26 protein-coding genes and 1 pseudogene are annotated in these 25,228 nt (G+C 60.6%); 14 read left to right on the plus strand and 13 right to left on the minus strand.

Annotation, left to right across the window (positions count from 1 at the left end; genetic code table 11):
* The 6 genes from ACWF6P_RS19605 to ACWF6P_RS19630 all read left to right on the plus strand — a co-directional run.
* A partial coding sequence (locus tag ACWF6P_RS19605) for a hypothetical protein (protein ID WP_452622152.1) occupies nucleotides 1-688 on the plus strand: 688 nt, incomplete at its 5' end.
* Nucleotides 689-1,037: 349 nt separating this feature from the next.
* Complete coding sequence (locus tag ACWF6P_RS19610; protein WP_452622153.1) at nucleotides 1,038-1,655, plus strand: hypothetical protein; 618 nt, start codon at nucleotides 1,038-1,040, stop codon at nucleotides 1,653-1,655.
* Nucleotides 1,656-1,668: 13 nt separating this feature from the next.
* Nucleotides 1,669-2,475 carry a tetratricopeptide repeat protein gene (locus tag ACWF6P_RS19615; RefSeq protein WP_452622154.1) on the plus strand — a complete coding sequence of 269 codons (807 nt, stop codon included), beginning with the start codon at nucleotides 1,669-1,671 and terminating at the stop codon, nucleotides 2,473-2,475.
* Between the two features lie 62 nt (nucleotides 2,476-2,537).
* Nucleotides 2,538-2,687 (plus strand): hypothetical protein, encoded by a 150-nt coding sequence (locus ACWF6P_RS19620; protein WP_378505456.1) that lies wholly within the window; start codon nucleotides 2,538-2,540, stop codon nucleotides 2,685-2,687.
* Nucleotides 2,688-2,730: 43 nt separating this feature from the next.
* Nucleotides 2,731-3,120, plus strand: coding sequence for a hypothetical protein (locus tag ACWF6P_RS19625; RefSeq protein ID WP_452622155.1), 390 nt, complete (start codon nucleotides 2,731-2,733; stop codon nucleotides 3,118-3,120).
* Nucleotides 3,117-3,962: a hypothetical protein gene (locus tag ACWF6P_RS19630; protein WP_452622156.1), complete on the plus strand. Its 846-nt coding sequence runs from the start codon at nucleotides 3,117-3,119 to the stop codon at nucleotides 3,960-3,962. The genes ACWF6P_RS19625 and ACWF6P_RS19630 overlap by 4 nt, the downstream gene beginning before the upstream one ends.
* A gap of 668 nt (nucleotides 3,963-4,630) precedes the next feature.
* On the opposite strand, the gene ACWF6P_RS19635 is transcribed toward ACWF6P_RS19630, so the two are convergent.
* Both ACWF6P_RS19635 and ACWF6P_RS19640 read right to left on the minus strand, forming a co-directional pair.
* Nucleotides 4,631-5,026 carry a PPOX class F420-dependent oxidoreductase gene (locus tag ACWF6P_RS19635; protein ID WP_452622157.1) on the minus strand — a complete coding sequence of 132 codons (396 nt, stop codon included), beginning with the start codon at nucleotides 5,024-5,026 and terminating at the stop codon, nucleotides 4,631-4,633.
* A 28-nt stretch (nucleotides 5,027-5,054) separates the two neighbouring features.
* Entirely contained in the window at nucleotides 5,055-6,368 is a 1,314-nt protein-coding gene (locus ACWF6P_RS19640) for an MFS transporter (RefSeq protein ID WP_452622158.1), read from the minus strand.
* A 54-nt stretch (nucleotides 6,369-6,422) separates the two neighbouring features.
* Between ACWF6P_RS19640 and ACWF6P_RS19645 the strand changes: the two genes are divergently transcribed.
* Nucleotides 6,423-6,770, plus strand: a complete 348-nt coding sequence (locus tag ACWF6P_RS19645) for an ArsR/SmtB family transcription factor (RefSeq protein ID WP_452622159.1) — start codon at nucleotides 6,423-6,425, stop codon at nucleotides 6,768-6,770.
* Between the two features lie 52 nt (nucleotides 6,771-6,822).
* On the plus strand, nucleotides 6,823-7,806 hold the full coding sequence (locus ACWF6P_RS19650; protein ID WP_452622266.1) for a LysR family transcriptional regulator: 984 nt from the start codon (nucleotides 6,823-6,825) through the stop codon (nucleotides 7,804-7,806).
* On the opposite strand, the gene ACWF6P_RS19655 is transcribed toward ACWF6P_RS19650, so the two are convergent.
* From ACWF6P_RS19655 to ACWF6P_RS19690, 8 genes are read right to left on the minus strand one after another with little or no spacing between them, the layout of a single operon-like run.
* Nucleotides 7,778-8,608, minus strand: coding sequence for a DUF6282 family protein (locus ACWF6P_RS19655; RefSeq protein WP_452622160.1), 831 nt, complete (start codon nucleotides 8,606-8,608; stop codon nucleotides 7,778-7,780). The genes ACWF6P_RS19650 and ACWF6P_RS19655 overlap by 29 nt on opposite strands.
* The gene (locus ACWF6P_RS19660; RefSeq protein ID WP_452622161.1) at nucleotides 8,605-9,294 is read right to left on the minus strand and encodes an RraA family protein; all 690 of its coding nucleotides are present in this window, start codon (nucleotides 9,292-9,294) and stop codon (nucleotides 8,605-8,607) included. Before ACWF6P_RS19660 ends, ACWF6P_RS19655 begins: the two co-directional genes overlap by 4 nt.
* Entirely contained in the window at nucleotides 9,291-10,382 is a 1,092-nt protein-coding gene (locus ACWF6P_RS19665) for an isocitrate/isopropylmalate dehydrogenase family protein (RefSeq protein WP_452622162.1), read from the minus strand. Before ACWF6P_RS19665 ends, ACWF6P_RS19660 begins: the two co-directional genes overlap by 4 nt.
* On the minus strand, nucleotides 10,357-11,097 hold the full coding sequence (locus ACWF6P_RS19670) for a hypothetical protein (protein ID WP_452622163.1): 741 nt from the start codon (nucleotides 11,095-11,097) through the stop codon (nucleotides 10,357-10,359). Before ACWF6P_RS19670 ends, ACWF6P_RS19665 begins: the two co-directional genes overlap by 26 nt.
* Complete coding sequence (locus ACWF6P_RS19675; RefSeq protein ID WP_452622164.1) at nucleotides 11,094-12,032, minus strand: hypothetical protein; 939 nt, start codon at nucleotides 12,030-12,032, stop codon at nucleotides 11,094-11,096. The genes ACWF6P_RS19670 and ACWF6P_RS19675 overlap by 4 nt, the downstream gene beginning before the upstream one ends.
* Nucleotides 12,033-12,084: 52 nt before the next feature.
* Nucleotides 12,085-13,479: an FAD-binding protein gene (locus tag ACWF6P_RS19680; RefSeq protein WP_452622165.1), complete on the minus strand. Its 1,395-nt coding sequence runs from the start codon at nucleotides 13,477-13,479 to the stop codon at nucleotides 12,085-12,087.
* A gap of 25 nt (nucleotides 13,480-13,504) precedes the next feature.
* Complete coding sequence (locus tag ACWF6P_RS19685; RefSeq protein WP_452622166.1) at nucleotides 13,505-14,089, minus strand: antibiotic biosynthesis monooxygenase; 585 nt, start codon at nucleotides 14,087-14,089, stop codon at nucleotides 13,505-13,507.
* A gap of 51 nt (nucleotides 14,090-14,140) precedes the next feature.
* Nucleotides 14,141-15,124, minus strand: a complete 984-nt coding sequence (locus ACWF6P_RS19690) for an NAD(P)H-dependent flavin oxidoreductase (RefSeq protein WP_452622167.1) — start codon at nucleotides 15,122-15,124, stop codon at nucleotides 14,141-14,143.
* Nucleotides 15,125-15,923: 799 nt separating this feature from the next.
* On the opposite strand from ACWF6P_RS19690, the gene ACWF6P_RS19695 reads away from it, so the two are divergent.
* From ACWF6P_RS19695 to ACWF6P_RS19715, 5 genes are all read left to right on the plus strand, one after another.
* Nucleotides 15,924-17,252, plus strand: a complete 1,329-nt coding sequence (locus tag ACWF6P_RS19695) for a hypothetical protein (RefSeq protein ID WP_452622168.1) — start codon at nucleotides 15,924-15,926, stop codon at nucleotides 17,250-17,252.
* A 109-nt stretch (nucleotides 17,253-17,361) separates the two neighbouring features.
* Nucleotides 17,362-18,387, plus strand: coding sequence for a hypothetical protein (locus tag ACWF6P_RS19700; RefSeq protein ID WP_452622169.1), 1,026 nt, complete (start codon nucleotides 17,362-17,364; stop codon nucleotides 18,385-18,387).
* 21 nt (nucleotides 18,388-18,408) lie between these two features.
* Nucleotides 18,409-18,804, plus strand: coding sequence for a hypothetical protein (locus ACWF6P_RS19705; protein ID WP_452622170.1), 396 nt, complete (start codon nucleotides 18,409-18,411; stop codon nucleotides 18,802-18,804).
* Nucleotides 18,764-19,360 (plus strand): hypothetical protein, encoded by a 597-nt coding sequence (locus tag ACWF6P_RS19710; RefSeq protein ID WP_452622171.1) that lies wholly within the window; start codon nucleotides 18,764-18,766, stop codon nucleotides 19,358-19,360. Before ACWF6P_RS19705 ends, ACWF6P_RS19710 begins: the two co-directional genes overlap by 41 nt.
* A 218-nt stretch (nucleotides 19,361-19,578) precedes the next feature.
* A complete protein-coding gene (locus ACWF6P_RS19715) occupies nucleotides 19,579-19,929 on the plus strand; it encodes a hypothetical protein (protein WP_452622172.1) in 351 nt (116 codons plus the stop codon).
* 608 nt (nucleotides 19,930-20,537) lie between these two features.
* Here the strand turns inward: ACWF6P_RS19715 and ACWF6P_RS19720 are convergent.
* Together ACWF6P_RS19720 and ACWF6P_RS19725 are read right to left on the minus strand one after the other, a co-directional pair.
* A pseudogene (locus ACWF6P_RS19720) lies at nucleotides 20,538-21,031 on the minus strand (transposase); the annotation flags it as partial.
* A 97-nt stretch (nucleotides 21,032-21,128) separates the two neighbouring features.
* The gene (locus ACWF6P_RS19725) at nucleotides 21,129-21,722 is read right to left on the minus strand and encodes a TetR/AcrR family transcriptional regulator (protein ID WP_452622173.1); all 594 of its coding nucleotides are present in this window, start codon (nucleotides 21,720-21,722) and stop codon (nucleotides 21,129-21,131) included.
* A gap of 154 nt (nucleotides 21,723-21,876) precedes the next feature.
* On the opposite strand from ACWF6P_RS19725, the gene ACWF6P_RS19730 reads away from it, so the two are divergent.
* Nucleotides 21,877-22,758 carry an SDR family oxidoreductase gene (locus tag ACWF6P_RS19730; protein WP_452622174.1) on the plus strand — a complete coding sequence of 294 codons (882 nt, stop codon included), beginning with the start codon at nucleotides 21,877-21,879 and terminating at the stop codon, nucleotides 22,756-22,758.
* Between the two features lie 486 nt (nucleotides 22,759-23,244).
* Here ACWF6P_RS19730 and ACWF6P_RS19735 read toward each other — a convergent pair whose 3' ends face one another.
* The gene (locus ACWF6P_RS19735; protein ID WP_452622175.1) at nucleotides 23,245-25,224 is read right to left on the minus strand and encodes an amino acid permease; all 1,980 of its coding nucleotides are present in this window, start codon (nucleotides 25,222-25,224) and stop codon (nucleotides 23,245-23,247) included.
* Nucleotides 25,225-25,228 lie beyond the last annotated feature (4 nt).

A 25,228-nucleotide genomic window follows, 5' to 3' on the forward strand; every position in this document is an offset into this window, starting at 1 on the left:
CGTTTGTGTTTGGCTTCTGTTACTTCGCGACTTCGACCCGGTCTTGGGTGTCGACCTCTATCAGTCGGTTGGCGACGATCTCCCCCCCCCCCCCCCCCCCGAGGCGACGGTCGAGCAGATACTCGCCTCGAACGTTCGGCAGATCCTGGTGCCGCCGACGGAAGAATCGATCGAAACCGCACTGATCGAGAAGCGGCGATCACGCCACGCCACCGGTGGAATGTATCCACTCTCGCTCCCACAACACCTAAGCCTGTACTCGAATGCCGGCGATATTCACGTGGTGGCCGGTTTCGGGGGCACTTCGGGGACGGGAAGTTTCATCTGCACTTTCGCCGATGAATCTCGGATCACACTGGCATCGAGCCTCGTTCAAGGGCTGACTGATATCTGGGATGCCCCCACAGCGGTCCTCTACCGGCGAGCTGAGTCGCGGGTTCAGAGTTACGTGCCCGGCGGTGCGACGATCGGCAGCTGCACCTATTTGGGTCAAGAGTTCCCCGTCGACGAAACCCAGCTCCCGCCCACCGTGGAGGCATTTTCGTATCGGGACGGCACCGTGGTCATCCAGCGCGATCTGTCCGCGCCGTTGACTGCCGATGACATCCGCAGCATCCGTGCCGCGGTAAGCCTGCCCACCGAACGACGGGAGATCAGGCTACCGAAAGGCTCACGACTGGTGTTATAGATCTTCGTAGCGCTGAAGCGGGAGCTGCCCTGCCGGAACGAATCTCACCGCATGGCCGCAGATTGACGGACTTGTGAGGGATATTTGAGGGGCGACATGGGGTTCGTGAGGGGTTCCAATGCGATCGCCATCAGGGTGGGGAGCGGGTTCTTCAGAGGCAACGTATGTCCCGAGAACGCTGACGTGTTCACGTTGTCGAATCTCCGATTCTTGTGATCTGACTCTCAAGTAAGGAGTGCCAGTTGCTGCTTGTTTGCAGGATATCGTTGACTGGATGTCCAGAACCCGACACTCCGGGTTACACGTTGCGCAATGCGCGGCGTGGTGCAGCCACGACGAGGAGTCCACGATGAAGAAAGCACTCGCGGCGTTGGTGCTCACTGCGACAGTGTTCCTTGCCGCCGTGGCAGGCTGCAGCAGCAACGAAAGCGTGTCCTCCGCTGTCTCGGAGTCGGACACACAGAGTTACCGAGGTATCGAATTCGTCAGCGAACCAAAAGAAGTCGGGCCACCGAAATGGTCTGTCGTCAAACCTGACGGCTGGACGCCGGGAGGGATGATTCTCCCCGGTATCGACGACATTCTCACCCTCCACACGCCGAAGACGGCTACTGCGCTCGGATCGATGGACTTCGCTGGATTCTCTGCGAAGAACGCGCCGGACCCTGGTCTCAGCGCTGCCGATTTCCTGCAGATGGAAGTCGATGCGATGACCGCGCCGGCCTCGGGCGCCGACAGGTCAACGCGGCCCACCACAGTAGGTGGATACGAGGCCATGATCATCGAGTCCCGCCAGGAACTGTTCGAAGGCGTCTGGAGCCGCTCGAAGTCGACAGGCGTAGTAGTCCCTCGCACCGACGGTAAGGGATTGGCGATCGTCGTCTTGACCACCTCGACATCGGACAAGGCCGATCAGCAACTGATCGACGACGTCGAACAGCTTCACAGCACCATCAAGATTCTCTGACGGGGAGGCGACCATGTTCGATTTGAGCGGTGAGCTGACATTCCCGGACACCACCGCTTTCACTGACGAGCAGCTCGACTCTGCGACTCGCAGCGCCGAAGCGGGCGACGTCGGCGCCATGACTACTGTGGGCTTAGTGATGTGTGCGCGTGACGATTTCGGCGACGGCGCAGTGTGGTTCACCCGCGCAGCGGAGGCCGGTAGCTCCATCTCGATGTTCTGGATGGGACTCATCTCGATGCGAGCAGATGACTTCGTCGCCGCGAGAACGTGGTTCGAGGCAGCGAACAATGCCGGAGATACGCGCGCTCACGACATGATCCTTCGACTTCCGATGATGATGGTCAGCGACGACCCCGAGGCGACCTGCACCGCAGCACAGGCAGGTGATCCGGACGCAATGTACAAGCACGGCCGCGATCTGAGCGTCGACGGACATCGCGACGAAAGTTTCGACTGGGTGCGAAAAGCAGCCGAGGCGGGCCAGGTCGACGCGATGTCCGAAGTCGGTGCGCAGCTTCTCGACACCGACCAACGCACCGGGCTCGCGTGGTTGGAGAAGGCCGCCAGCGCCGGTCACATCCGGGCGGCGAACCTTTTGGGCGGGCATTTCATCAAGGCACGTGTGCACGGCCGGGCGCGGGTGTGGTTGGAGAAGTCAGCCGCAGTGGGTAGCGGTGAAGCGATGTACCTGCTGTCGGCGTCGTATCTGGCAAGTGGGGACACGGAGAAGGGTCGGCGTTGGATTGCAGCTTCGGCTGATGCCGGGTACGAGCGGGCTCAGCAGTTGCTGAAGGAGAAGGGCTACCCCCGCCCCTGACTGGGCTAGTCGCTATCGACGAAACAGCCTTCACGGGTACTGAATTGAAAGGATCGACAGGCATGGCGGACGAGCAGGCTCCGATCGACTACACCGCCCTCCCTGCGGACGTCTCGCCGACGGACGAATCGCGGGGTGCACGCTACAGCGCCGTCGATTTCGATGTCCCCCATGAGCTTTCCCCACCACACCGTGGCAAGACCGGATTCTAATGAGCGCGCGTACCGGAATTGCAGGGCAATTCGAGTTGCCGCGATGACCACGTTCTTTGCCGTGGCGGCTGGTGCCGCGGCCGTGACGGCGATGATCGTCTCGACGCCGCCGGTGATGCACCGTCGCCACGCCGGATTGATCTACTGGTCTTCGTGGGTAGCGGCGATCGTTTTCCTGTGGCTCGCTGATACGCAGCAGTCGATCCTTGCCTACCTGGTGTTGGGTGGTCTCCTCGCGGTATGGATGGCGTGGCTGTGGACTCCTTTCCTGACGAAGAAGCACCCCAACGGATTCGACTACGTCTACATGCTGTGGCTGACACGAATCATCGACCGGAACAAGCGGCCCGTGAACCGATACGACAAACCTGGTTACACGCGCAACGACCATCAGGTTCGAGACACGCACCCCGACGACGGAGCCGCGCCATGACTGACCCCTACGAGGATCTCCCGGAGGCGCTGTACGCGCAGTGGGAGCGGCGATGGGGTTCCGTCGCCTTCCTGGGCGTGATGATCATGAGCGTTATCGTCGGCGTCGGGGCGATCGTGATGTACGAGGCCACCTCCACCGTCCCGTACGCACTCGGTATCACCGGGGCGCTGTGCGGCATCCTCGCCGGTGGTTCCATGTTGACCGTGGCGGCGCTGCGTCCGAGTGCGGCAGATGTGTCCGGTGTGGTCGGCGGCGGCGGCGGAACGTTCATTCTCACGGCAGCGCGGCAGTGGGCTGCGGCGGGCTGGCTGTGGTTGGCGATGCTCGGCCTGGGATTGCTGTTCCTCGGCATCGGCCTGAACTACGCCAGCCGCGCCGACACTGGTACCGGCCGAACCGATCTGGTGATCGGTTCCTTCAACACCAACTGGTGGATGGTGATGAGCGCATTCTCCCTCGCAGTGAGCCCCGTCATCTCGCTGCGGTACCTCGGCGCGTTCCGCATGTCGATCGATGACGACGGGATGCAGATGGAACTCGGCCACGCCTATCGCGGCTACCTCCGCTGGAGTGAGGTACAGACGGTGCAACGAGCTGCACGCGGACAGTACGCGATCGACATCATTCTCAAACCCGATGCCCGCGTGGAGAACACCTCACCCGGTTCGCCGCTCTTTCGCCTCGGGCCGGGAATCATCACCGACGACTCACCCTTCCAGACCGGCTACGTGCACCTCGAGTGCGGCGGATGGACAGGTACCGAGAGCACCCTGATCGAAGAGATTGCTCATCACGCGCGCGCCGCCGACACAGAAGCGTGCACGCATGACAACCCCTGAGCCCCAACCGTGCCGTCCGATGTGGGAGCCGCAGTGGCCGCAGAACGTGTACTGGCGTGCTGTCGGGTTCGCCCTGATCTTCACGGCGTGCACCCCGGTGATGTTTGCGCTTGCGGTCGCGGTGTCCTTGTCGCGGACGGACTCGACGGGCGCGTTGGCTGTCAGCTATTTCGGTCTTGGCGTGGTGATGGCGATGGGGTCGGCGCAGTTCTGGCGGTTGGCGGGACTCCGTTTCCTTGCGCGGCGTCCGCACCTCGGGGTGCACGTCGACGGCGCCGGGACTGTGAGCGTCGTCAAACCCCGAGTGCTCATTGTTCCGGCAGCCATCGCGCTGTCAGGGAGTTTCGTGTGCTGCGCGACGCTTGCCTGGGCGTGGTGGATGGGCTGGCCCTCGGGGTCCATTCCGGAGGGCGACGGTCGGAAGGAGGCAGCCTGGGCCTGCGCACTCGCAGTGACGGGAGGAAAACAGTTACGGCGATCGACGCAGCGAGCTGAACATCGATCCACGCGCAGATGCATCGCCAGCATTGCAACGAAATATGTTGCGCTGGTGAGGAATAATCCGCTGATCTCCATAGGTCTAAAACTTCAACCGAGTTTGGGTAGATGCTATGCCGCGAGTAATGGACGGAACCCCCATCAAGGCCTTCGTTCGCGGATTCGGGGTGTCAGGATCGGCCCACTAAACGCTGCGGGGTGAGGCGAATGATGACCCGTCTCGCTTCGGGATCTTTTTCGGTCCAATTACTTCCGGTGTATGCGAGTGACAGCCGTTGGATGAGGTCTCCGTCCGGGTCGTCGACGATGATTGCACTTCCTCGAAGTTCGATGCGGCGCATCGGGTTCTCAGAGTCAGTGATGCTGATACTGATACGTGGATCGCGGACTATGTTGGTGTGTTTGCGGCGCCCCTCGACGGTCGAGAATGCCACAGTGTTGTCGTCGTGTGTTATCCAGACTGGGGACAGTTGGGGTGAGCCGTCTGGCTCGATTGTGCCGACGGTGGCGATATGGGGAGCGTTGGTCAGATCTGATGCCAAGGTTGCGAGTTCTTGTTGGTTCATCTTCGCTCTTCTCGGTTGGCCGATTCGTTTAGGTGGTCTCGATGGATTTCGCCACTGCGACTCCGCCGGCGACGGCGGCGAGGAACAGAACGACGCCGAACACGGTTACCGCTATGGGAATGGATGTGGCGTCGATCAGGTAACCGGCAACCAGGGGCAGTATTCCTGCGGGGATATAGCCGCCGATGTTCATCAATGCATTTCCTTGTGCCCGAGATGTGGGGGGAACATGCATTCCGATCAGCGTGAGCCCCCCGAGTTGGCCGAGGCCTTGGCCTGCGCCGGCAAGGAGTGCGGAAACGATGAGTAGTGCTGCGGCGTCAGATTGGACGGCACCGTACAGCGCGAGCATCGACAGTGCGGTGGATGTTGCGCCGCCGATGAAGATCGTTCGGATCGGAGTGCGAGCCACGGCAAATTGAATGCCTGTGGCGACGAGGAACATCGCGCACGCAGTTCCGCCCGCGACCAACGGGCTCGTAACTCCTAGCTGCCGGGCAAGCAACGAAGGACCGAGGGAAAGGACGAATGAGGTTGCAGTAATCCCAGGTCCGAAGACCGCGATACCGAACAGCACGTAACGGCGGAAACGCCGGGGGACCGACGGCAGACGTAGCTGAAACGGACTGCGATCATCGATGTCTGCGAGGTTGGTAAGTGGGCGGGAACGGACGACAGCGATAGTGGCGATGACAATGAGAAGCGCTTCCGCACCGAACACCCAGGTGACAGGCTCATCAAGGTACTGAGCCATGATTCCTGCGAACAGTGGGCCGAGCCCGGCCCCGAGGACCATGGCAACGGACGCGAGTCGCGCGGCGGTCGCGCGAAGGGTGTCGCCTCCTGCATCGACGACGGAAGCCATTCCGGCAGAGACGATAACGCCAACCGAGATGCCGGTGAGCAGTCGCGCAACTATCAACATGGCGACGTTGTCGGCGATGAGGAAAAGGGCACTGGCCGCCAATGCGACGACGAGTCCGGGCAGAAGTACGCGCGGGCGACCGAAATGGTCGGATAGTTGCCCCGCAACAAGGAGCGTCAGAAGTAGGCCGAGGATGTATGCGCCGAAAATGACCGTGAGCATGCCCGAGCTGAACCCGATGCTCTGTTGCCAATGGACGTAGAGCGGCGTCGGTGAATTCGAGAGCACGAATACTGCCGTGACGACGAAGGCCGCGGACAGTACCGCAGGCATGGATCCGGGCACGGGTGTCGACGAGTGGGTGGAGGGCTGAACCTCAGAGCTTGTCATGGAGTCTTCCCTTCGGAATCGATGTACGTAAATATTCGTACTAGCAGGACCATAGTCGTATTGGTTCGAAGTTTCTAGTGCAATCATAGGTTCGCATTCGTACCGGTTCGACAAAACTAGTAATGGATGTATTCTGCTGTTATGGTCACAATTGCGGTTCCTGAAGTCACAGATAAGTACCTGCCAGCTCCCATCGAAGAGCCATCAGTCGACGAACTCGACCTCGCCGCAATTTTCGGCGCACTCTCGACCCCCATCCGCCTCGAGATTGTCAGACGTTTGCTCGCCGACTCCGTCGAATACGACCACCCGTGTAGTTGGTTCGGCTTCGATCGACCGAAGTCGTCACTGACGCACCATTTCAAGGCTCTACGAGAAGCCGGATTGATCAGGCAACGCCAATACGGAATGGAGCGGCGCAGTCGCGTGCGGTACCAGGATCTCGAACGTCGCTTTCCGGGACTTCTCGATCTGATAGCCAGAGGCTGAACAACTTTCGACGCATGCTCGCCCAACAACAGGAGGACCTGAATTGACCGTTGTGCGAACGTCACCAATCAGATCATCGACGGCCGAATTGCTCGGTCCGATCGCCACTGTCGATGACATCAACATTCGCAGTGTTCGATACTTTCTCACTGTTGCCGATACCGGATCGGTGTCTTCCGCATCAGCGTTATTGCAGGTCGCTCAACCAACTCTCAGCCAGCAGATCAAGCGACTCGAATCCCGCATCGGTTTCGAACTGTTCACCCGGAACGGACGGGGGCTGGTTTTGACCGCCGCCGGCGAGGCCTTCCGTAACCGCATCGCACCGCTTCCGTTGCAAATCCGTGACGCGATCGAAGCCGCGCGGCCTTCACCGCCCCCTCACGTTCTCCACCTGGCATTGTGCCCAGGAATTGCCTACACGCGAATCTCTGACCTCACTCGGCTTTTGCAGGGCTGCTACGCAAACAAGGTGGAGGATCACCTCGATGTGCGATTGCATTCGACCGCCACATCAGATCTACTGGCCGATCTCAAACAACAACGGATAGCGCTCGGAGTGGTGCGACTTCCGTTCGATCACAAGGAAATCAATGTGACAGCATTCCGGACGGACGTTCTCGGAATCGCCGTGCACAGCAACCATGCATTCGCCGGCCGGGACGCGGTGACCTGGAACGAATTGTCGGCACAGCAACTACTCTGCTTGGACACCGCCCAGAGTGACACCGAAAGAGGTGGAATGCTCTCTCAACTGCACCAACGCGGATGGTTCCCGGAGATAGTCTCGATCGACGACGATCATCCGGCTGTCATAACCCACACGCTGGCAGCCAATCCCTCAACCCTCATGCTGACTTCGCGAGATGACCTCCCCGCTTCGAGAGAACTTCACTGGATTCCACTGTCGGATAACCCTATTGAAGAGACGCTTGCATTGGTTGCCTCTCGTTCATCCGTCTACGCGCGCGTCCCACGCGAGCTGGCAGGGCGAATGACCAGCCGTATCACCGAAACAACAAGCGAGACGGGTTGACCCGTGAGACCCGGTCGAACACCTCTGTAGCGCACCACTGACTTGCCAACTGCCAACCGGCAGGAAGATCGGGACGATCCGGTTGGCCGAGGTCGCTCGACAACACGACCTGTTGGTGAACACCGGCAAGCTCGATAACCCGTTCGTACGGATGCCGATTCATCAAGACGCTCAGCGCAGTCACCTCAACCCAGATAGCCGGATTGGACGCGAACTCTGCGATGTGGTCCAGGGAGAAACCCGACATCGGGTGTGTCGCGTGGGTGAGTAAAACTCGTTCGACACCGATCGCCGCGGCAGCATCCATGATTCGTAGACTCTCCTCGGCACTGCTGTGCCCGGTCGCAATAATCAGATCATGATCTCTCACGCATCGGAGAACGTCGAACGTCTGCCTGGACACAGTGCCCTCTGCGGTGAACGCGGTAGCGGACGACCATCTCGCGCGAGTGAAGCCGCTATGCGCGAAACTTTCGACCCCTGGGCTGTGCCCGCTGCGCATGGTAGGAAGAAAGACGATCACGCGTGCGTCACAATGCTCCCCCTGAGCGAAGACACCTCGCTCGACCGCTCTGGGATCGACGCCACCAGCCACATCGTTGAGGACGACCGACCCGCTTACTGGAAGCCCGAGTTCGCGTGCTTCCCATGCCGATTCGCAGGTTGATCCGAGATGCGACTTGGCGACGAACCAAGCCCCCATCCGTTGAGCGTGCCGGCCCGCTTCTATGACGCTGTGTCGACGAAGAAGGAGGTCCGGCCCCGCGTGGACATGAAGATCGACCAATGCCGGTGCACTCACCGTTCCCGGTCCTCGTTCCACGGCTGGGCATAACCGAACCGCGATCGTGCCTCATCGAGGCGGATTCCTTCACTCACTGCGGCCGCAATCTTTGCTTCGGTTCGCTCGACGGCTTCTGCCCGTGTGATGACCTCCGGAGCTCTGTCCTCTGGAATGACGAGAACACCATTGTCGTCGGCGATAACGAGATCCCCGGGACGAACGATGACCGTGCCGACAGTCACCTCACGCCCCACGGAGTCCAGCTCGACGCGATTCTTTCCGGACACCATCGACACTCCGACACTGAACAACGGATAGTTCGCGTCGCGGATTTCGGCGATGTCACGTGCAGCCCCGTGTACCACAGTCCCTCTGACCCCTTGACGCTGAGCGACGGAGGTCAGCAGACCTCCCCAATTCGTGCAGTCGGTATTCGCGAAATTGTCCACGACGACGACCGAACCTGCGGGCACATCATCAAGGTAGTTGGCAGCATTATGAAATCCGCTGGCGGACTCCGTAACCGGCCGGTAAGTCACTGTGTATGCAGGGCCGACAGTTCGGGAGCCGGGCACCCTGGGTACCAGGGCCTTGAGGTGGCCGGTGAGACCCAAGCTGTCGAGAGCATCCGACACGGCAGCAGTATCGAGTTGTTCTGCCCTGTATACGAGTTCGGCGGACACTTGCGGCTTGGAAGTGGTCATCTTTCGATCTCCTTCAGAACTGCGTTTGCTGCCGCGGTAGTGGTTGCGGTACCTCCGAGGTCGTAAGTCACCTCGGACGAGTGGCGCCGCTCCACGACTGCGCGAACGGCACTGCGGATGGTTGTCGCTTCACGGGGGAAGTCATGATGTTCGGCGATCTCGGCGATTGTCAGTATGGTCGCCAACGGGTTGGCGCGTCCGGTGCCCGCCATTTTCGGGGCACTTCCGTGCACTGGTTCGAAATAGCTGCCGCTACTCCCGAGATTCGCGCTGGGCGCCAGCCCGAGTCCGCCCATGATCCCAGCACCAAGATCGGACAGAATATCGCCGAACATGTTCTCCGCCAGTATCACTCCGAAACGTTCAGGGCGGGTGACCATCCACAGGGCTAGTGCATCTACGTTGAGGATCTCCACCTCGATCTCGGGGTGCTCCTCGGCAATCGATTCGACGATGCCTCGTAAAAGCGTGCTCGAAGCTCGAAGTACGTTCGGTTTGTCGGCCACCGTGACGCGGTCGAAACCGTGCGAGTGCGCGTACGCGAATCCGAAACGCACCAATCGCTCGATACCGGTGCGCGTCTGCAGCCGAATCGTCGCGGCGGTGTCCTCGCGGCCGGAGTCTGCGGCGTTCGGGTGTGCCCGCACGTGTTCCCACAAGTCCGCCGGTACCGGCCGGAAGTCCAGGCCGGCGTAAAGACCTTCAGTGTTCTCACGGATGACGACGAAATTGAACTGGTCATTTCGTAGGTCTCGAATGGGGCGCACGTTGGCGTAGAGCCCGAGATTCTGCCTCAATTGGATGACGGGCGATCGGTAGATCGGTGGATTGACGCGAAGACGAGTGGGTAGTTCCTGCTCGGCTTCTCTGGCGGGTTTGCTGGTGATCGCCCCTAGTAGGCACGTGTCGGTTTTACCGAGTAATTCCCAAGTCTGTGGAGGTACAGGGTCACCGCCCGATCGCCAGCACTCCCAGCCGACATCCCCGTATTCGAGCGTCCAGGGCAACCCAACGGTTTCGATCACGGGGAGCGCAGCGTCGATGACGTCTGGGCCGATACCGTCACCGGGCAGAACTGCTAATTGCATGGCTTGTCTCCAAAGGTTGGCGGATCTCGGTCAATGCGACGTCGATGCAGGTCGGGTTGTGGTGATGTGGTCGCATACCGGCGCCGGCCACCGATAAAGTGCTGGACGTTGGCCCGTCGGCAGTGTGTTCGGCCCCGACCAATTGGGATCGTGTTCCCACGATGCTCACGATTCGACCCGGGTATCTGTGCGTCGCCTCGTCGAGGTTGACTGTCTGCAACATCGACAGTCCGGTAGCAATTCGTCGAGCTGCGACAAGGCGGCTGTGCCGTGCCAGCTGCAGTGGCGGAGTCGGAGATGCTGCTTCACCGGCGGGCATCACTTTTGCGTGCAATTCGACCATGGCCGCGTCGATATCCCCTGACGCGGCGAGGTTGATGATCGTGGTCAACCGGTCGCTGAGTTTGGGGCTGGTCCGCACCGGTCCGGAGACCGTGAGCACTGGACACGATAGGCGGTTCCGTACTGCGAACATTGTCGCGACGGCGCCCCCGAGGGCATTTCCGCAGACAAGATCGAAGTGCAAGCCGGAAAGGTGTTCAGCCCACAACTCTGCCAAGTGTTCGATGCTGGTGGCCTCTTCGGTGAGGGAGTTCGTGTCGACGATGTGTGCGGCGATTCCGAGTCGATCGAGCCCTGCTCTGATTGGTTCGACGGATGCACCTTCGTCCCAGATCGGCAGTGCCGGAGCGAAGATCACTGCACGAGCGGTCACGCGCTGAGCGCCTGTTCGAGGTCACGTGCCGCACGAACTCTGGCTTGCGAGTCCAGTCCGTGCACCTTGCTTTTGTGTTCGATCGACAGGTTGTATCGCCCGAGTAGTAGATCGGTGGCAGGAACGACTGGCGCCGATTCCGGAACCGCGTCTGATAGCAGGGCGGAGAGGTCGAGCAATGCTGCAAGTTCGAATCCTGAGCTTTCCGGTGCGCAGCTGTCGAGGTATGAAATCCACTGCTCTGCGATGAGGTTGCCCGCTCCTTTGCCCATGCCCAACACAGATGAGTCGATCCAGGATGCGCCTGCCGAAACCGCTGCGATGGCGTTCGCGAGCGCCAAACCAATGTTGTTGTGTGCGTGAAATCCGATTTGAAGACCGCTGAAATCGCCGGCAACCGTGACCATTCGAGTGACATCTGCCGGTTGCATCGCTCCGTTGGAATCGGCTAGGTAGAGTGCGTTCGCTCCCGCAGCGGCCGCAGCACCGGCCAGTTCTGCGATCGTTCGCGGCGCGAGGTTGCTGACTCTGGTGAGATTCGCCGCGCAGACGAAACCCAGAGAGCGGGCGTGGGAGAGCAAGTTCCAGGTGAGGGAGGGGTCATTCGCGTTTACGCACAAGCGGATCAGTCGGGCTCCCGCGGCGTAGGCGGATTCGAGATCCTTCACATCGACGTTGTGGGGGTGGGCGATCAGGGCGACATGATCAGCGCCGATTCGGGCGGTGACGTCAGCGATGTATCGGTCCTCGCCTCTGCCTGTGAGGCCGTTACTTGTGTTGGGGTTGAAAGATCCATTCCGGTAGGCGATTTCGACCCAGTCAAATCCGGCTTCGACGGCCAATGCTGCGTGGTCGATTGCGTACTGCCTGGGAAAATTGAAGCTGTTGCGGTAGCCGCCGTCACGTAGTGTGACGTCAAGATTGGTCAGGCGCATGTCAAGCTCCTCGGCGTTGGGCTGAATTCGAACGGGATGGTGTGTCAGGTAGTCACAGGTTCAAGATCGAGGCGCCAGCACGTCGGCCGAAGACGACCGAGCGGAGCACCGATGTTGCTGGCGGGTATTCGCTGTAGTACAGACCGGTTGCTTCACCTGCTGCGAACAAACCGGGAATAGGCGTTCCCGACGGTGTAAGGACGCGGGCATCGGGATCGGTTCGGATGCCTCCATAGGTGAAGCACAACGCGGCTGTCAGAGGAAACCCGATGTACGGCGCTGTATCGATGGGGGTTGCCCAGTTCGACTTGTCGATTGTCAGGCCTTCGGTCCGTTTGCCATCGAATCGTGTGTGGTCGAATGTGACATCGTTGGTGGCAGCGTTGAACTGCGAGATCGTCGCTGTGAGTGCCGCGGGTTCCAGACCGAGTTGCTCGGCCAAATCTTCGATCGTGTTCGACGTGACCGGTGGGACGTCGCTCAAGAGAGCGCGCTCGAACCAGGGCAAGTCGACGGAGGTGGCGTCACCGATCCAGTAGGCGCTCTGGTTCTGATGCGCCCAGATCGAGTAGCCGACTTTCTCGAATGTGTTGTCCCATGTGTCTTTTCCTTCGTCGATGAAGCGTTCGGCGTGGTCATTGACGAATATTCCTGCAGGAAATCCGTAGAGAACCGCGTCGGCGGATGTCGATCGACGATCGACGGGTTCGGCGTGGATGCCGTCGAATGCTCCGGCTGTGTCAGCTCCTACCTCGAGCGCCATCCGGAGTGCGTCGCCTCGGTTGTTGGCGATGCCGGGCGCGATGAGTGGTAGTTCCCATGCGCGGGGGCCGATGTAGCGGGTGAGCATTTCCGGGTTCCCCTCGAACCCGCCGTTTGCGAGGACGACAGCAGAACCGGTCAGGTCGCGTTGGCCTTGTGGAGTTCGTACTCGAACGCCGGTGACGACTCCGTCCGTTGTCAGCAGCGACAGTGCCTCGGTTTGGTACTGCAAGTCAACGCGGCTGTCGGATTCGAGTAGGGCGGACAAGGATTCGACGATGGACGCTCCACCTCCGATGAGGCTTGCCGGCGCGGCCATGGACGGCTGCCCGCTGACGAAGGTGTGAGGAAACGGGAATTCATTGAAGCTGATCTCGACTCCTCGATCCTGCAGAAATGTAATAGCTGCGGGTGTGTCCTTGTGCAAGATATGTAGGTAGTCGAGATCAGCACGCCCTCCCGAGGTTTCAGTGAGCCGATCTGAGTACGTGTCGTCGAAGTTGTGTTCGTTGTCGATGCGGAGGAACGCCCCGGTCCATCGGGTGGCGCCACCGCGCTGTTCGCGGGTAGATCGTTCGAGGACGGCTACGTGTGCGTCGGCATCGGCGCTTTCGAGGTAGGTGACGGCAGCGGAGAGCCCAGCGGCTCCGTGCCCTATGACGACGAGGTCGAACGAAGTGTTCACGGTGGTTCCTCTCTGATCGGGGATGTCAGGATTGCGGGCTGATGATGTGTGCCGAGCGGTAGAGCCGGTAGCGGGCTTCCGTGGTGGATTCAGCGAAAGCTGCGTAGCGCGTAGTGAACTCGGGGTCGTCGAAAATCGCTTCGAACTCGTTCAGACTGTTCCATCGGGCGAAGTTGACGATGCTGTCGTTCTGTGTGCTTCTGAGCAATCGTGACCCGAGGAAGCCGGTAGCGGTGTGGGCGACGTGGTCGACTGCGTCGTTGAGCGCTGCCAGTGATTTTTGAGGGTTGTCAGTGAGTGCGACGTTGATGAGAGTGACCTCGTCAGAGTTCGGGCGGGGAAAGACGCCGGGGGCGCTGTAGGTACTGGTGAAGTGAATACGGTCGTATCGGACCAGTCCGTCGACGGTCCACGGGTCGCTGGCGACCAGTTTGTCGACAGCTTCGTCGTCGAGGTCTGAGGTGATTACGACGCCACCACCCCCGTCTCTGGGTCCGGCTGCGACCACAGAGCCGGCGTTGATTTGCTCGCGTAGCCATCGAATGTGGTCAGGTTTGCTGCGGGTGAGGACGTCAGAATCCGCAAGATAGGTCAGTTGTAGTACGTACATCGGTTTCGCCTTCTTTCGTTGTCGCTGAATGGTGCTCGGGGCCTTGGCCGGTCAGTGAGCGGGAAGTGCGTTGCGGAACTCGGTCGTCCCGAGCGCGTCCAGAACCGAGCAGGCCTGTGTGATCATCGACTCGATGATCTGAGCGGCCGGTTGAACCGAGGTGATCAGATCGATGTTCTCCCCCGCGAACAACGGTCGTTGTGTGACGTCGTCATCGGAGACCGATTGCGACCACGCGTCGACGAGGGTGGCGGCGTGGTCGGCGAGTTCGTCTTCATGGCCAAACCATGTGCGGGAGAAGTCGTTCCCGAGAGCGCGAGCGGTGTACTGAGGTGGCCAGGGAATTGAACGGATGATGTCGAAGGCACGGGTATCGAGGAGATCTCGACTGTGTCCGTTGATCAAGGAATCGGTGAAGGATGGGCTTGTGAGCGCTTCGGCGGCGGCGGCGAACCGAGTACCGATCATGACCCCGTCGGCGCCGAGAGCGAGTGCTGCCGCCAGTCCCCGGCCGTCTGCGATTCCACCGGCTGCAACAAGTGGGATCTGTCCGTTGAGTGCGTCCGCGACTGCCGGAATGAGCGGAAACGTTGCACGGTCTTTGTGGTGTCCACCTGCTTCGGATCCTTGGGCAATGATCACGTCGGCTCCGGCAGCGGCGGCTTCTTGAGCTTGGTCGGTGTCGTGAACCTGCACGGCGGCTAACAGGTTCTCGCGTTGAATGGCTGCGACGTATTTGTTGGTCTGGGCGGCATTTCCAAATGACAATGCAACGAGTGGCGGCCGGTGAGACAAGACGCTGTCGAGCAAGTGAGGGGCCTTATCGAAGGTGAACATCACCAGGCCTGCCCCCCACACGCCACGTGACCGGGCGGCGATGGGCAACTCCGAATCTATGAATTCTTCGTTGCCGTAGCTGACTCCGACGAGGCCGGCACCACCAGAGTTCGAGACTGCGGCGGCCAGTTGACCACCTGCCACTCCGCCCATCGGTGCGGACAATATCGGATAGCGCGTTCCCAAAAGTTTATTCACTTTATTTACCATGCATAATCCTCGCTGTACGTTTCGGGATATTCACTGCAGGAATGTGACGACATGAACGTACTTCTGAAAGCCATAAACGTCTATTCGCTATTAGTGATAGCTGATATTCAGATTTTTGGTTGAATATCGGACTATGGCAAGACGGTGACTAGAGCGAGGTGAGCAGCGGTTTTTATGTTCGACAAGATCCGTTTTGTCCGCATTTGGCGGTCTAATTGGCCATTTGAGATGAGGGGAGATGTATCGGCATTAAATTATTGCCAGAAGTCAACATATTCATTCGTTAACATTACGTATACTTGGCATGTCGAACTACATAGTGTGATCTTCGTCATTTCAAATAAGTGAGTCCCGATATCAATTCTCTCGATACTTAAACCTAAGGAATGCACAAGACTAAGTAAACTGAATATCCAAAAGTATCCGAAATTTGCAACTTTGAAGTAAGGGGCAAGCATCCCAATTGTTCGTCGACGTGGAGACCTGCGCGAAAGCTCACCACTTCTGATGGGAGACTGATTCCACGCAGGCCGAAGATGCCGAAACGCCCTGCCGTCCAGTCGATGTTGCAATCATCATCGATGCCATACGACAAACTTCGTATCCGCGAGCCTTTTCATATCCGCAGGGGCCCATGCACTCGAGAAAGGAATCGACAGCCGGCTTTGTCTCTTTCGCACGCCAACGACGAAGAGATCGATTGCCGGAGTTGGGTCGAACAGCTTGACAGCAAGTGGACGGCCAGTTTCGCTGGTACCGTCCATGTCATGACTTTGCAGAAAGGCGCGTGAGCGCCCACCTCGGGCGTAGGTTCCTGCGCCCTCGATATGTCTTCTTCGCCGCTGCTCACCTGTGGGTGGTCGACGAGCGTCAACCCGTTGCGGCACTGATTGATCCGCACACAGAATCGTTGGTGGGGTTGGTGGCGTGGACCGATCTTTCTCCGACCCCTCCGGGATTCGGCCCAGCACAGATCTCTGCCGACGAGTCCGGTTTGTGGATACAGAATCACCGCGACGGCCCTTTGGTTCACGTCGGTACCGGCGGCATCGACCGTTCGGAATACACCGAAGGGCACCATCTGATCGGCGCGGGACGCGCCGGCGCCTGGTGTATGACGACTACACGCAGGCACAACGACATCTCACCCTCGCCGGATATTCCGCCACGGACGCTGAGGCGCAAACCGGCGCTGCTGGTGAGCAAGCCGGGTGGTGGGATGCGTCGGGTCGAAGTGGATGCCGCGGCGATCGTGTCGGCCGAGTTCGACGAATCCTCGCTCTATCTCGGTGTCGAGCACGATCCGTGGGAACGGGTGCCGCGCGTGGACGGCACGGGAGGAAAGCGGGCAGGGTTCGAGTTGCGTTACAGCTCATCGGTATTGCAGATACCTCTGCATGATCCGGCCCCGCTGCGCATCGACCGCGACACCTACCTGTGCGCGGAAGATCGGCAGGTCGGGTACACCAGCGAGTATGCGGATGTGTCGTACGACGAAAACCATCGCCGCAAGCGCGCATTCGATGGCAACGTGCGCTGGTACTGGGGCAAAGACCCCATTACGCGTGGCGCCACAACTGTACGGGCCTACCGTGGTGAGGCTTCGTCGCCGGCGACGACCTTGACGCTGCCCGGGATGGATGTCGCGCACGGGGTCGCAGGGGGCGGGAGGCTGTGGTTGGTTGCGAGGACTGCTACCCGTCCTGCCGTCGGCCGGTCGGTACTCTCCACCGGGGTCGATGGCGGGATCCATTCGCTGATCACCGGCGGCGTCGACATCACCGATCGGTGCTGGCCTGTCGGTCCCGAGCCACTCGACCATCACGGGTACGTGCAGTACTGCCTGCGCGGTCTCGACCGAATGCGGTTCTCGGACAAAGTCGACCAGGTGAGCGCCACGTACGTCGGCCACTGGCCGAGCGGCCGGATCCATGTCCGATTCCGGCATCGTGACTACCCCGGACTGATGTTGACAGCTCGGCTGAATCTGTACGACGAGCAAGGTGTTCGTCTCGACAATCTCCTGTCCTACGCCTCGGCAGAGTTGGGGGAACAAGCCGACACCCGCGCCTACCCCGCGGCTTCCGAAGCGATCGCTGGAGTCCTGCATGTCTGAGCTGAGCGGCGCAGGCGATCGAGCCGGAAAGCTCACCAAAATAACCGGTGGGAGACGCGTTTACCTGGGGCGAAGACGCCCGACACCCGAATGTGTGATGGAGGCAGTGATGACCGAATGGGTCCAGATGTTGGTGACCATGGCCGACGGCCCGCGGCAACCGGTCCACGGGGTCGTGGTCCCGTACCGCAACTCCGACGAACCGTTTCACTACTACTACGGCAGCTACGGTGAAGAACCTGTGTTTCTTCCCGTTCGCCTCCCCGGCGTCCATCTGTATCGGTGGGGGCGCCGATCGAGGATCGAGTCACTCGACGGGCAGGTGATGTTCGTCAGCGACGGCACCACCGCTTGGGACTTCACCGCCGACCCAGACCATCCGCGCTGCACCGAACTCCACCAGGTGCACTCGCCCGGCGCGGGCCGACACCTCGCGATCACCCCGCGCGTTGAGCATTGGGTCGGCAACCATCATTCACGCCCGACAGGGCCGGTGACAGACGTCGAGTTCCTCGGCCGTCGATGCTGGTCGGTGGATCTCGCCCCACGCGAGAGCCGGAATCTGCCGAAGCCGTCGCTGCGGCTTGTCGTCGACGCCGAAACCGGTGCAGTACTTGCCCAACAATCCGGCGACGGTATCGACGGCGCCGCATACTCCGACCTCACCGTGGGGGAGCACCTCGACCCCTCCCTGTTCACCTGGGACGGTCCGGTCGTCACCGACGCCGAATCGAGGAGCCTCGCCGGTCGCGGCGGACCGCCAACTACACCGCGGCAGGAATCGATACGCTGGTTCCGCGAGGAGATCACCGCCGAACCCATCGGGGTGCCCCTGCTGACGGACCTGACTCCACGCTTCGTTCACTCGATCGAACCCGAATCCGGCGCATTCGCCGCCGAACTCGGTGATAATGCGGGTTGGATCGCCCGGCGGCCACGATCGAACGAGCCGTGGAAAACCAAGACTTACGGATATCAGATCGGCTGGTCTACAGAAGATTTCGACTGGGTCTGTCAGATTCACCGAGGAACACTCGACGCTGCCGGGATCGAGTCCCTACAGCAGCAACTACACCCCGGGCGGCCGGTTGTCGGCACGCCTGAACTTGTCTTCGCCGGTACCGACGGATACTGAGATCAGAGGTGTCCGGGGCCGATGATGACTGCGAAGTTGATAGAAGCACTCGACCTGGTGACCGGGGAGCGACTCTACCGACTCGCAGGAAGGCGCATCACCATGGCCGAAACAGCCGCTCCCACACGCTTTGTCGTGATACCCCGCACCAAAGAACACGGCGGATACGAGAACAAGTGCTTCACCCACTACGTCAAAGACAACGGCGGCCGCTACTGCCTGCGAGAACCGATGGTCCAGCCGGACGCGGAATGGCTCGCGAACAACATGAACAGCGCCACGGAGTCCGAAACGCTGTTTGGCAGGTCAAGCGGACTGCGCGTGTTGCACCCACGCAGCGGCGTGCTCGCGGCCCGGTGTTTAGCAGGTGCGCCGGGTGGTCCAGCTCTCCGGACGCGGCGCCGATCACGTGGGTGATCCGCGCTATCTGACTTCGGAACGAGCGGTCAAGGAGTCCGGGATGGATTGGACAATTTTGCGGCCGTCGTCGTTTTACCAGAATTTCGACGAGGGTTTCTTCCGCGACGCGGTGCTCTCGGGATCGCTGATCCTGCCGGTGGGTGAGGGCAAGGAGTCGTTTATCGACGCATGGGATATCGCAGAGGTTGCCGTTGCCGCACTGACCGATTCGCGCCACGCGGGGTGCACGTACGAACTTACTGGTCCCCGCGCCTACTCCCTTAGCGAAGCGTTCTCTCTTATCTCCGCTGCGGCCGGCCGCGAGATAAATTTCGCCGACATCGCGCCTGTGGAGTTCAACACCGGTCTGATCGCTTCGGGGCTTCCCGAAGCAGACGTCCAGGTTCTCGATGGATACCTGGGCCTGGTGCGCGACGGAGAAGCGGCGGCTGTCACCGACACCGTCCAGCACGTGCTGGGTAAACCCGCGCGCGACTTCGAGTCCTACGTCGCCGCTGCCTCGTGGTACCCGACAATTCAGCACCCGATCGATCCAGTGAACATCGCGGAATGAACGCCACACAGCCGGTATCGACCAGTTACGAGAGTTGTCTCCAGTGCTCCTACAGCGCTGAACCGCGCGGATCTTGCCATATTCAGGCCGACACTGCCTGAATTAATGCGTCAGAAAATGATTCGAGACGGTTTGCATCGGAACGGAATTCGGCTCACCTGCTCGGCAGTCAGTAAAGAAATCTCGACAGAGGTCAAGGCGCAGGCATACTAAGAGCCATGAGCTACAACCTGGCGTTCTGGGCGGGAGGCGATGATCTCGACCTCTCCCACGTCTACGCGCGGCTAAACGACGAGCAGCACGTGAGCGGCGTCGATGCTGTAGACCGCGATTGCATCTTGCAGGCATTTGTGGAGGATCTCCCAGGTTGGGCGTGGGACGGGCAGTTCTTGCGCCCGCCAGGGACTGCCGCGGAGGGCGCCCCAATGTTCGATGTGTACATCGGTGAGCAATTGATCGAGTTCATTGGCTACGGATTCCAAAGCGAGCATGCGAATGCGGTCATCGACGCGATGCGCCCCCTCGGCTACCGACTCTTCGATCCACAGGTCGGTGAACGGTTCGCCTGAGCCGCCATCGCGGGCAGCGCGCCAGCCGATGGCTTCTTTGATCGGCAAGCGTGCCACCCGATGGCTCCTTTGATCGGCAAGGTGGGGCACGTCTGAGTACTTCGAGTTTGCAATCCAAGTGCGAAAAATGATTGCCGATAACCAACTATGGTAAATGCCATGCACTGCAACGAATTACAATCCCACGCAGGTCCCGCCGAGCGATGTCGCGCTCTACCAGAGCGACAGTGGGAGGCCTCCGTCCTCGGCCGCCTGAATACGTTGATCGATGGTATCGGCGTCTTCGTTTCGAGCGATTGCGGTTCGAATGGCGGCGGCAATGGCGCGAGTGCGACCTGCAGGTCCGCGAACATCGCCAAGTGCCCCCAAAAATGGGGGCACGGCACGAAGATTCTGAGCGAGCACACGGTGCATGGTGGTGGCGAAAACACCAGGTTCAGGCCGTCAGATAGCTGAATTACCTGCTTCAGACATGCGAAGGCGGGTGTGCTGTGGAGAATCCGCGAGGGTCTTACGGTCATGCGCGGTATCCGGTGGCCATGTCCAACCGAGTTCATCGCGGGTAAACGCTCCGAAGCTTCGAAGAAAGCAAGGACATTCCGAGAAACCTCCTTGCTAGACGGAACGCTTCTGTCCGGAATCCCGAAAACTGTGTCTTTCGAGACCGTTGCCCCATAGACGTCCTGGAAGTGGTCGGACACTTCCCCGGTGGTTATTCCTTTTGCGGACAAGGACAATACGATCTCGTCGATACCGGCCAGGCGGCGTTGTCGCTTCTTGACGATCTGCGGGGCGAACGAGGAATCGATGTCCCGCGGGACACCGATCTCCGCCGATCTCCACCGGTACAGTCTCGGTGAAGACCGTTTTCGACCGGTACCGTTTCGAGAGTTTGCCGCTGCCCCGGTCGGCCGAGTCGTGCCTGTCGCAGCCGAGGTGCTCGGTCATCTCCGCATCCAAAGCGAGGACATTCTTGGCGAGTTGATTGAGCAGCCCGTTCGGGCCCATCAACTCCACCGTGCTCCTTGGCTTGTGCCAGAAGTTGCTCGGCCAGCTGTTTCTGATCCACCTCGGCCGCCATGGGATCCAGTGTTTCGGTCATGATCGATCCTTCTCGCCTAGCTCAGCTCGGCGTGTCGAACCAAGACCGAATCAACCGTTTATCTGATAGTTCCGATTGACATATTCAGGAGCCATGATCACGCGACGAGCAAGCGTTCGAGTACGCGCAGTGCCGCGGACGTGGAGTCGGTGTTCGCGTTGTGGGCGAGCACCCATCGGTCGACTTCCGTGAGGACGGCGATCAGTAGGTGTAGTTGAAGCTCCAGGGGGGTGTCGAGGTCAATCTGGCCGAGGTCGCGGCCTCTTTCGAGTGCGTGTGTGAGCCAGTTCGTTATCGAGTGGCGAAGAGCGTCGAGCGTGGGTGAGGGCGGGACGTCGGCGGAGTGAAGCAGGCGTCCGACAATCTGGGTGCGTGGGTCCGAGGTGGCGGCGATCTGGAGTTGATCACCGAGTTGACGTATCTGCGGCCAGAAGCTGTGCTGATCGAGTGAGTCGATGTTCGGTGGTATCACCGCTGCGCGCAGCGCGTCCATTCCGGCTTCCACGGCGCGCTCGAACAGTGTCGTCTTGTCCCCGAAGTAGTGGTAGAAGGAGCTCTTCGGGAATCGCGCCTCGGCCAGGATCGAGTTGAGCGAGGCCCGCTCGAAACCGTGTGTTGCGAATGCGACGCCGGCGGCATCGAGTAGCGCGCGAGAGCGCGCAGGGTCCAACGGTCGTGCGGGACGCGCCATCACGTTTCCTCCATCTCATTGTCGCCGGATATCCGAGGTGACCCGACGTTCCCATTGTCCAGGTGGGCCGACAGGACCTCCCCTGACGTGTCGAAGTCATCGCATCGCAGTACTGTATTCTTGGACCAGGTAGTACATGAATGGAGGGGTGCACATGGAAGCGCAGACCGTACTAGTTGCCGGGGCGACGGGGTATATGGGTAGGTATCTGGTGCGTGAGCTCCGTCAACGCGGCTATCGGGTGAGGGCGCTGGTGCGTTCACGCGATCGGGCAGAGGGCTCGGGGGCGTTCGGAGCTCCATCTCTAAGCGGCCTGGTAGACGAGTGGGTGATCGGAGACATCGGCGATCGCAGTACGATTCCAGGTCTGTGTCACGGTGTGCACCGGGTGGTTTCAGCGTTGGGTGTGACGAGGCAACACGCTGACCCCTGGGACATCGATTTTCAAGCAAATTTGCGTCTGCTGCAGTTGGCGGAGCAGGACTCGGTATCGTCGTTTCTGTTTGTCAATGTCATGCATGTCCACGAGGGCACCTCGATGGTGATGCGGTCGAAGGCGGCATTCGTGGAGGCGCTGCGGCGGAGCGAGGCGGCTTCGCAGATCGTCAATCCCTCGGGATACTTCTCGGACGCTTCCGAGTTCCTCGACATGGCCCATCGCGGCCTTGCGTTCGGTCTCGGCGCCGGAACTGCGCGACTGAACCCGATCCACGGCGCCGACCTCGCAGCCTTCTGTGTCGACCGACTCGGGGACGAGTCCGGTGAGTGGAATGTCGGTGGCCCGGACATCTACAGGTATCGCGACATCGTGGACTTGGCGTTCGCCGCGGTGGACAAGCGACCCCGAATGGTCTCGGTCCCTGCCGGATTCGTCCGGCCTGTCATCTGGACCGCGGATCGCCTGGGGCCGCGCCCGTCGTCGCTGGCTCGATTCTTCCTCGAAGGGCTCCAACGTGAGTCGGTGGGCGAGCGGACTGGCACTCACCGTCTCTCCGACTACTTCCGCGACCTCGTGTCAGCGGATCAGGAATCGTAAGTGACCCTTCGCGCAGCGCATGACACTGCCAAGCCCTCACTCTGAGTAGAGCTGAGCCGTGCCTCGGGTGGTGAGGCGCTATCGCCTTCACACGATTGGAGCTGCGGGACAGGACATTTTCGCGGAGAAACCTCCGCGGGGATCAACGAATCGATCCCGGTCGAACCGATGAGGGGAAACGTGACTATCTTCTTCGACATCATGCTCGTACTCTGCGTCGTCTCCATAATAGTGTTTTCAGGATACGTCCTTTATCGCTTGGTGACAGACGAATCGAACCTGCGCTAGCGAGTCGCTTCGACGTGTGGGTGCAGCGGGGGCCGATCGTCCTATAGATCCGCACCATCGCAATGGATTTCAGGGCGAGCCTCGCACGCAAGATGTGATATCCGCGAGTTTCGCCTGAATATAGGCACGCAGCACTTCTTTCTGTGCGATCTTCCTGGGGCATGGCCTGGACCAACCCTCTGCTCGTCGGTTGCCACGTCAACCGACGTGGACGTGGGGCCGCCTGGACTGGTCGGGTTCGGCGCGGCGAAGGACCTCACGGGTCACCGGAGCGGTTTCGCCCTCACCGATGAAAAGGAATCGGAGCAGGTACATGATCGGGTTTCCCTCGGTCCACTCGAAGTAGACGTCGGGAATCACGCCGGTGATGTCCCTCGTCCGCAGGAGAACCGCCGCAATGGTGTTGGGGACGGCAGGACTGTCGACCCAGAGAATCCGGTGCTCACCGCGCTGTCGCCCGTGGACGAGGAGGTCGGTGCTGAATTCGGAGGAGTCCGTGACGTTGACCTCGATGAAGATGATCGACTCACCCTCGGGGATGTTGCTTTCGGCGCGCTGCTGCGATTCCTTCTGCCGATACTCGTCCTCGTCGAGGCGGTCGACGTCGTGCGCCACCACAGCGAGATAGCCCTTCTCGGCTGCCTCGGCGATGAATTGCAGTGCAGTCTCGTCGAATTCGACGGAGGTTGCCCGTAGTTCGAAGGCTCGCGAGATCCGGGAAAGGAAGGACACCACCATGATCGCGGCGATGAAAAACGACGCCACTTTCACACCGTCCGGGCGTTCGAAGATGTTCGCGATCGTCGTGTAGACGAATAGCACCGCGACAAAACTGAACCCCACGAACAGTTTTCGCTGTCCGTGTTTGCGAGCAGACAGGGCAACGGCGACGGTCGCCGACGAGATGAGCACGAGGACACCGGTTGCGTACGCGGAACTTTGAGCGTCGACACCGGCGTCGAAGTAGATCGTGACGGTGATGGCGATGACGCTGAACACGAGGACCAGCGGACGCACGGCGCGGGCCCACGACGGCGCCATGCCGTAGCGGGGGAGATACCTGGGGACGAGGTTGAGCAACCCTGCCATTGCCGACGCACCGGCAAACCAGAGGATCAGGATCGTGCTGAGATCGTAGACGGTTCCGAAGATCTCACCCAGATAGTCGTGTGCGAGGAATGCGAGCGCGCGACCGTTGGCAGCGCCTCCGGGTTGGAACTCGTTCTCCGGGATCAGGATGGTGGTGACCAGGCTCGACGTCAGCAGGAATCCGCTCATGATCAGCGCCGCTGTGGTGAGCAGGCGCCGTGCACCTCTGATGCGGCCACGTGGATTCTGTTCGGTGTCGTGCGGATCGCCCTTGATCTGCGGCATGACCGCGACCCCGGTTTCGAAGCCGGACAGGCCGAGCGCCAACTTCGGGAAGACGATCAGCGCGATCAGGATCATCATCGCGGGATTTCCGTGTTCGGTGGTCATGGCGCGCGTCCAGTCGGTGACCAACGACGGCGCGGTCGCGATGTGCCATAAACCTACGGAGATGACCACCACGTTCAATGTGAGGTAGACGGCGACCAATCCGACCGCGATACCGATTGCTTCGGTGAATCCGCGGAGGAATACCGCGGCGAGTAGCGCGAGCAGAACCAGGGTGACGGCGACTGTGTGTCCGGAGAGAAATGTTGGTGCAAAAGGATTCTCGACGAGGTGCGCCGTCGCATCGGCGGCCGAGAGCGTCATGGTGATGAGGAAATCGGTGGCCGCGAAGCCGAGAAGCACGAGAACGAAGATCTTGCCGCGCCACTTGGGTAGCAGCTTCTCGAGCATGGCGATCGAACCCTCGCCGTGCGGACTCTCGCGAGCCACACGCCGGTAGACCGGCAGCGCACCGAACAGCGTCAGCAGGATCAATACGACTGTCGCGATGGGAGCCAACGTGCCGGCCGCCAGTGCTGCGATACCGGGTTGGTAACCGAGAGTGGAGAAGTAATCGACACCCGTCAGGCACATCACCTTCCACCACGGGTGGCGCTTCTCCTTCTTCGGCGCCATCCGGTGTGGCCCCAGATGTCCGGCGGGTTCCTCGGTGATGTCCGCGAGCAGCCAGGCCTCGGTGCGTTGTTTCACAGACGGAGCCGTGTTTTCGGCCGGGACCCCGTTTTCGGCGGCGGTCACCACGTCG

The organism is Rhodococcus sp. NPDC055024 (genome assembly GCF_053608585.1).

Bases quoted from the DNA above. Each gene is read 5' to 3' on its own strand.
- ACWF6P_RS19620 (WP_378505456.1), top strand. From the start codon at position 2,538: ATGGCGGACGAGCAGGCTCCGATCGACTACACCGCCCTCCCTGCGGAC.
- ACWF6P_RS19615 (WP_452622154.1), top strand. From the start codon at position 1,669: ATGTTCGATTTGAGCGGTGAGCTGACATTCCCGGACACCACCGCTTTC.
- ACWF6P_RS19640 (WP_452622158.1), bottom strand. From the start codon at position 6,368: ATGATTGCACTAGAAACTTCGAACCAATACGACTATGGTCCTGCTAGT.
- ACWF6P_RS19625 (WP_452622155.1), top strand. From the start codon at position 2,731: ATGACCACGTTCTTTGCCGTGGCGGCTGGTGCCGCGGCCGTGACGGCG.
- ACWF6P_RS19660 (WP_452622161.1), bottom strand. From the start codon at position 9,294: ATGACCACTTCCAAGCCGCAAGTGTCCGCCGAACTCGTATACAGGGCA.
- ACWF6P_RS19645 (WP_452622159.1), top strand. From the start codon at position 6,423: ATGGTCACAATTGCGGTTCCTGAAGTCACAGATAAGTACCTGCCAGCT.
- ACWF6P_RS19725 (WP_452622173.1), bottom strand. From the start codon at position 21,722: ATGGCGCGTCCCGCACGACCGTTGGACCCTGCGCGCTCTCGCGCGCTA.
- ACWF6P_RS19705 (WP_452622170.1), top strand. From the start codon at position 18,409: ATGATGACTGCGAAGTTGATAGAAGCACTCGACCTGGTGACCGGGGAG.
- ACWF6P_RS19610 (WP_452622153.1), top strand. From the start codon at position 1,038: ATGAAGAAAGCACTCGCGGCGTTGGTGCTCACTGCGACAGTGTTCCTT.
- ACWF6P_RS19700 (WP_452622169.1), top strand. From the start codon at position 17,362: ATGACCGAATGGGTCCAGATGTTGGTGACCATGGCCGACGGCCCGCGG.
- ACWF6P_RS19685 (WP_452622166.1), bottom strand. From the start codon at position 14,089: ATGTACGTACTACAACTGACCTATCTTGCGGATTCTGACGTCCTCACC.
- ACWF6P_RS19665 (WP_452622162.1), bottom strand. From the start codon at position 10,382: ATGCAATTAGCAGTTCTGCCCGGTGACGGTATCGGCCCAGACGTCATC.
- ACWF6P_RS19675 (WP_452622164.1), bottom strand. From the start codon at position 12,032: ATGCGCCTGACCAATCTTGACGTCACACTACGTGACGGCGGCTACCGC.
- ACWF6P_RS19630 (WP_452622156.1), top strand. From the start codon at position 3,117: ATGACTGACCCCTACGAGGATCTCCCGGAGGCGCTGTACGCGCAGTGG.
- ACWF6P_RS19635 (WP_452622157.1), bottom strand. From the start codon at position 5,026: ATGAACCAACAAGAACTCGCAACCTTGGCATCAGATCTGACCAACGCT.
- ACWF6P_RS19715 (WP_452622172.1), top strand. From the start codon at position 19,579: ATGAGCTACAACCTGGCGTTCTGGGCGGGAGGCGATGATCTCGACCTC.
- ACWF6P_RS19730 (WP_452622174.1), top strand. From the start codon at position 21,877: ATGGAAGCGCAGACCGTACTAGTTGCCGGGGCGACGGGGTATATGGGT.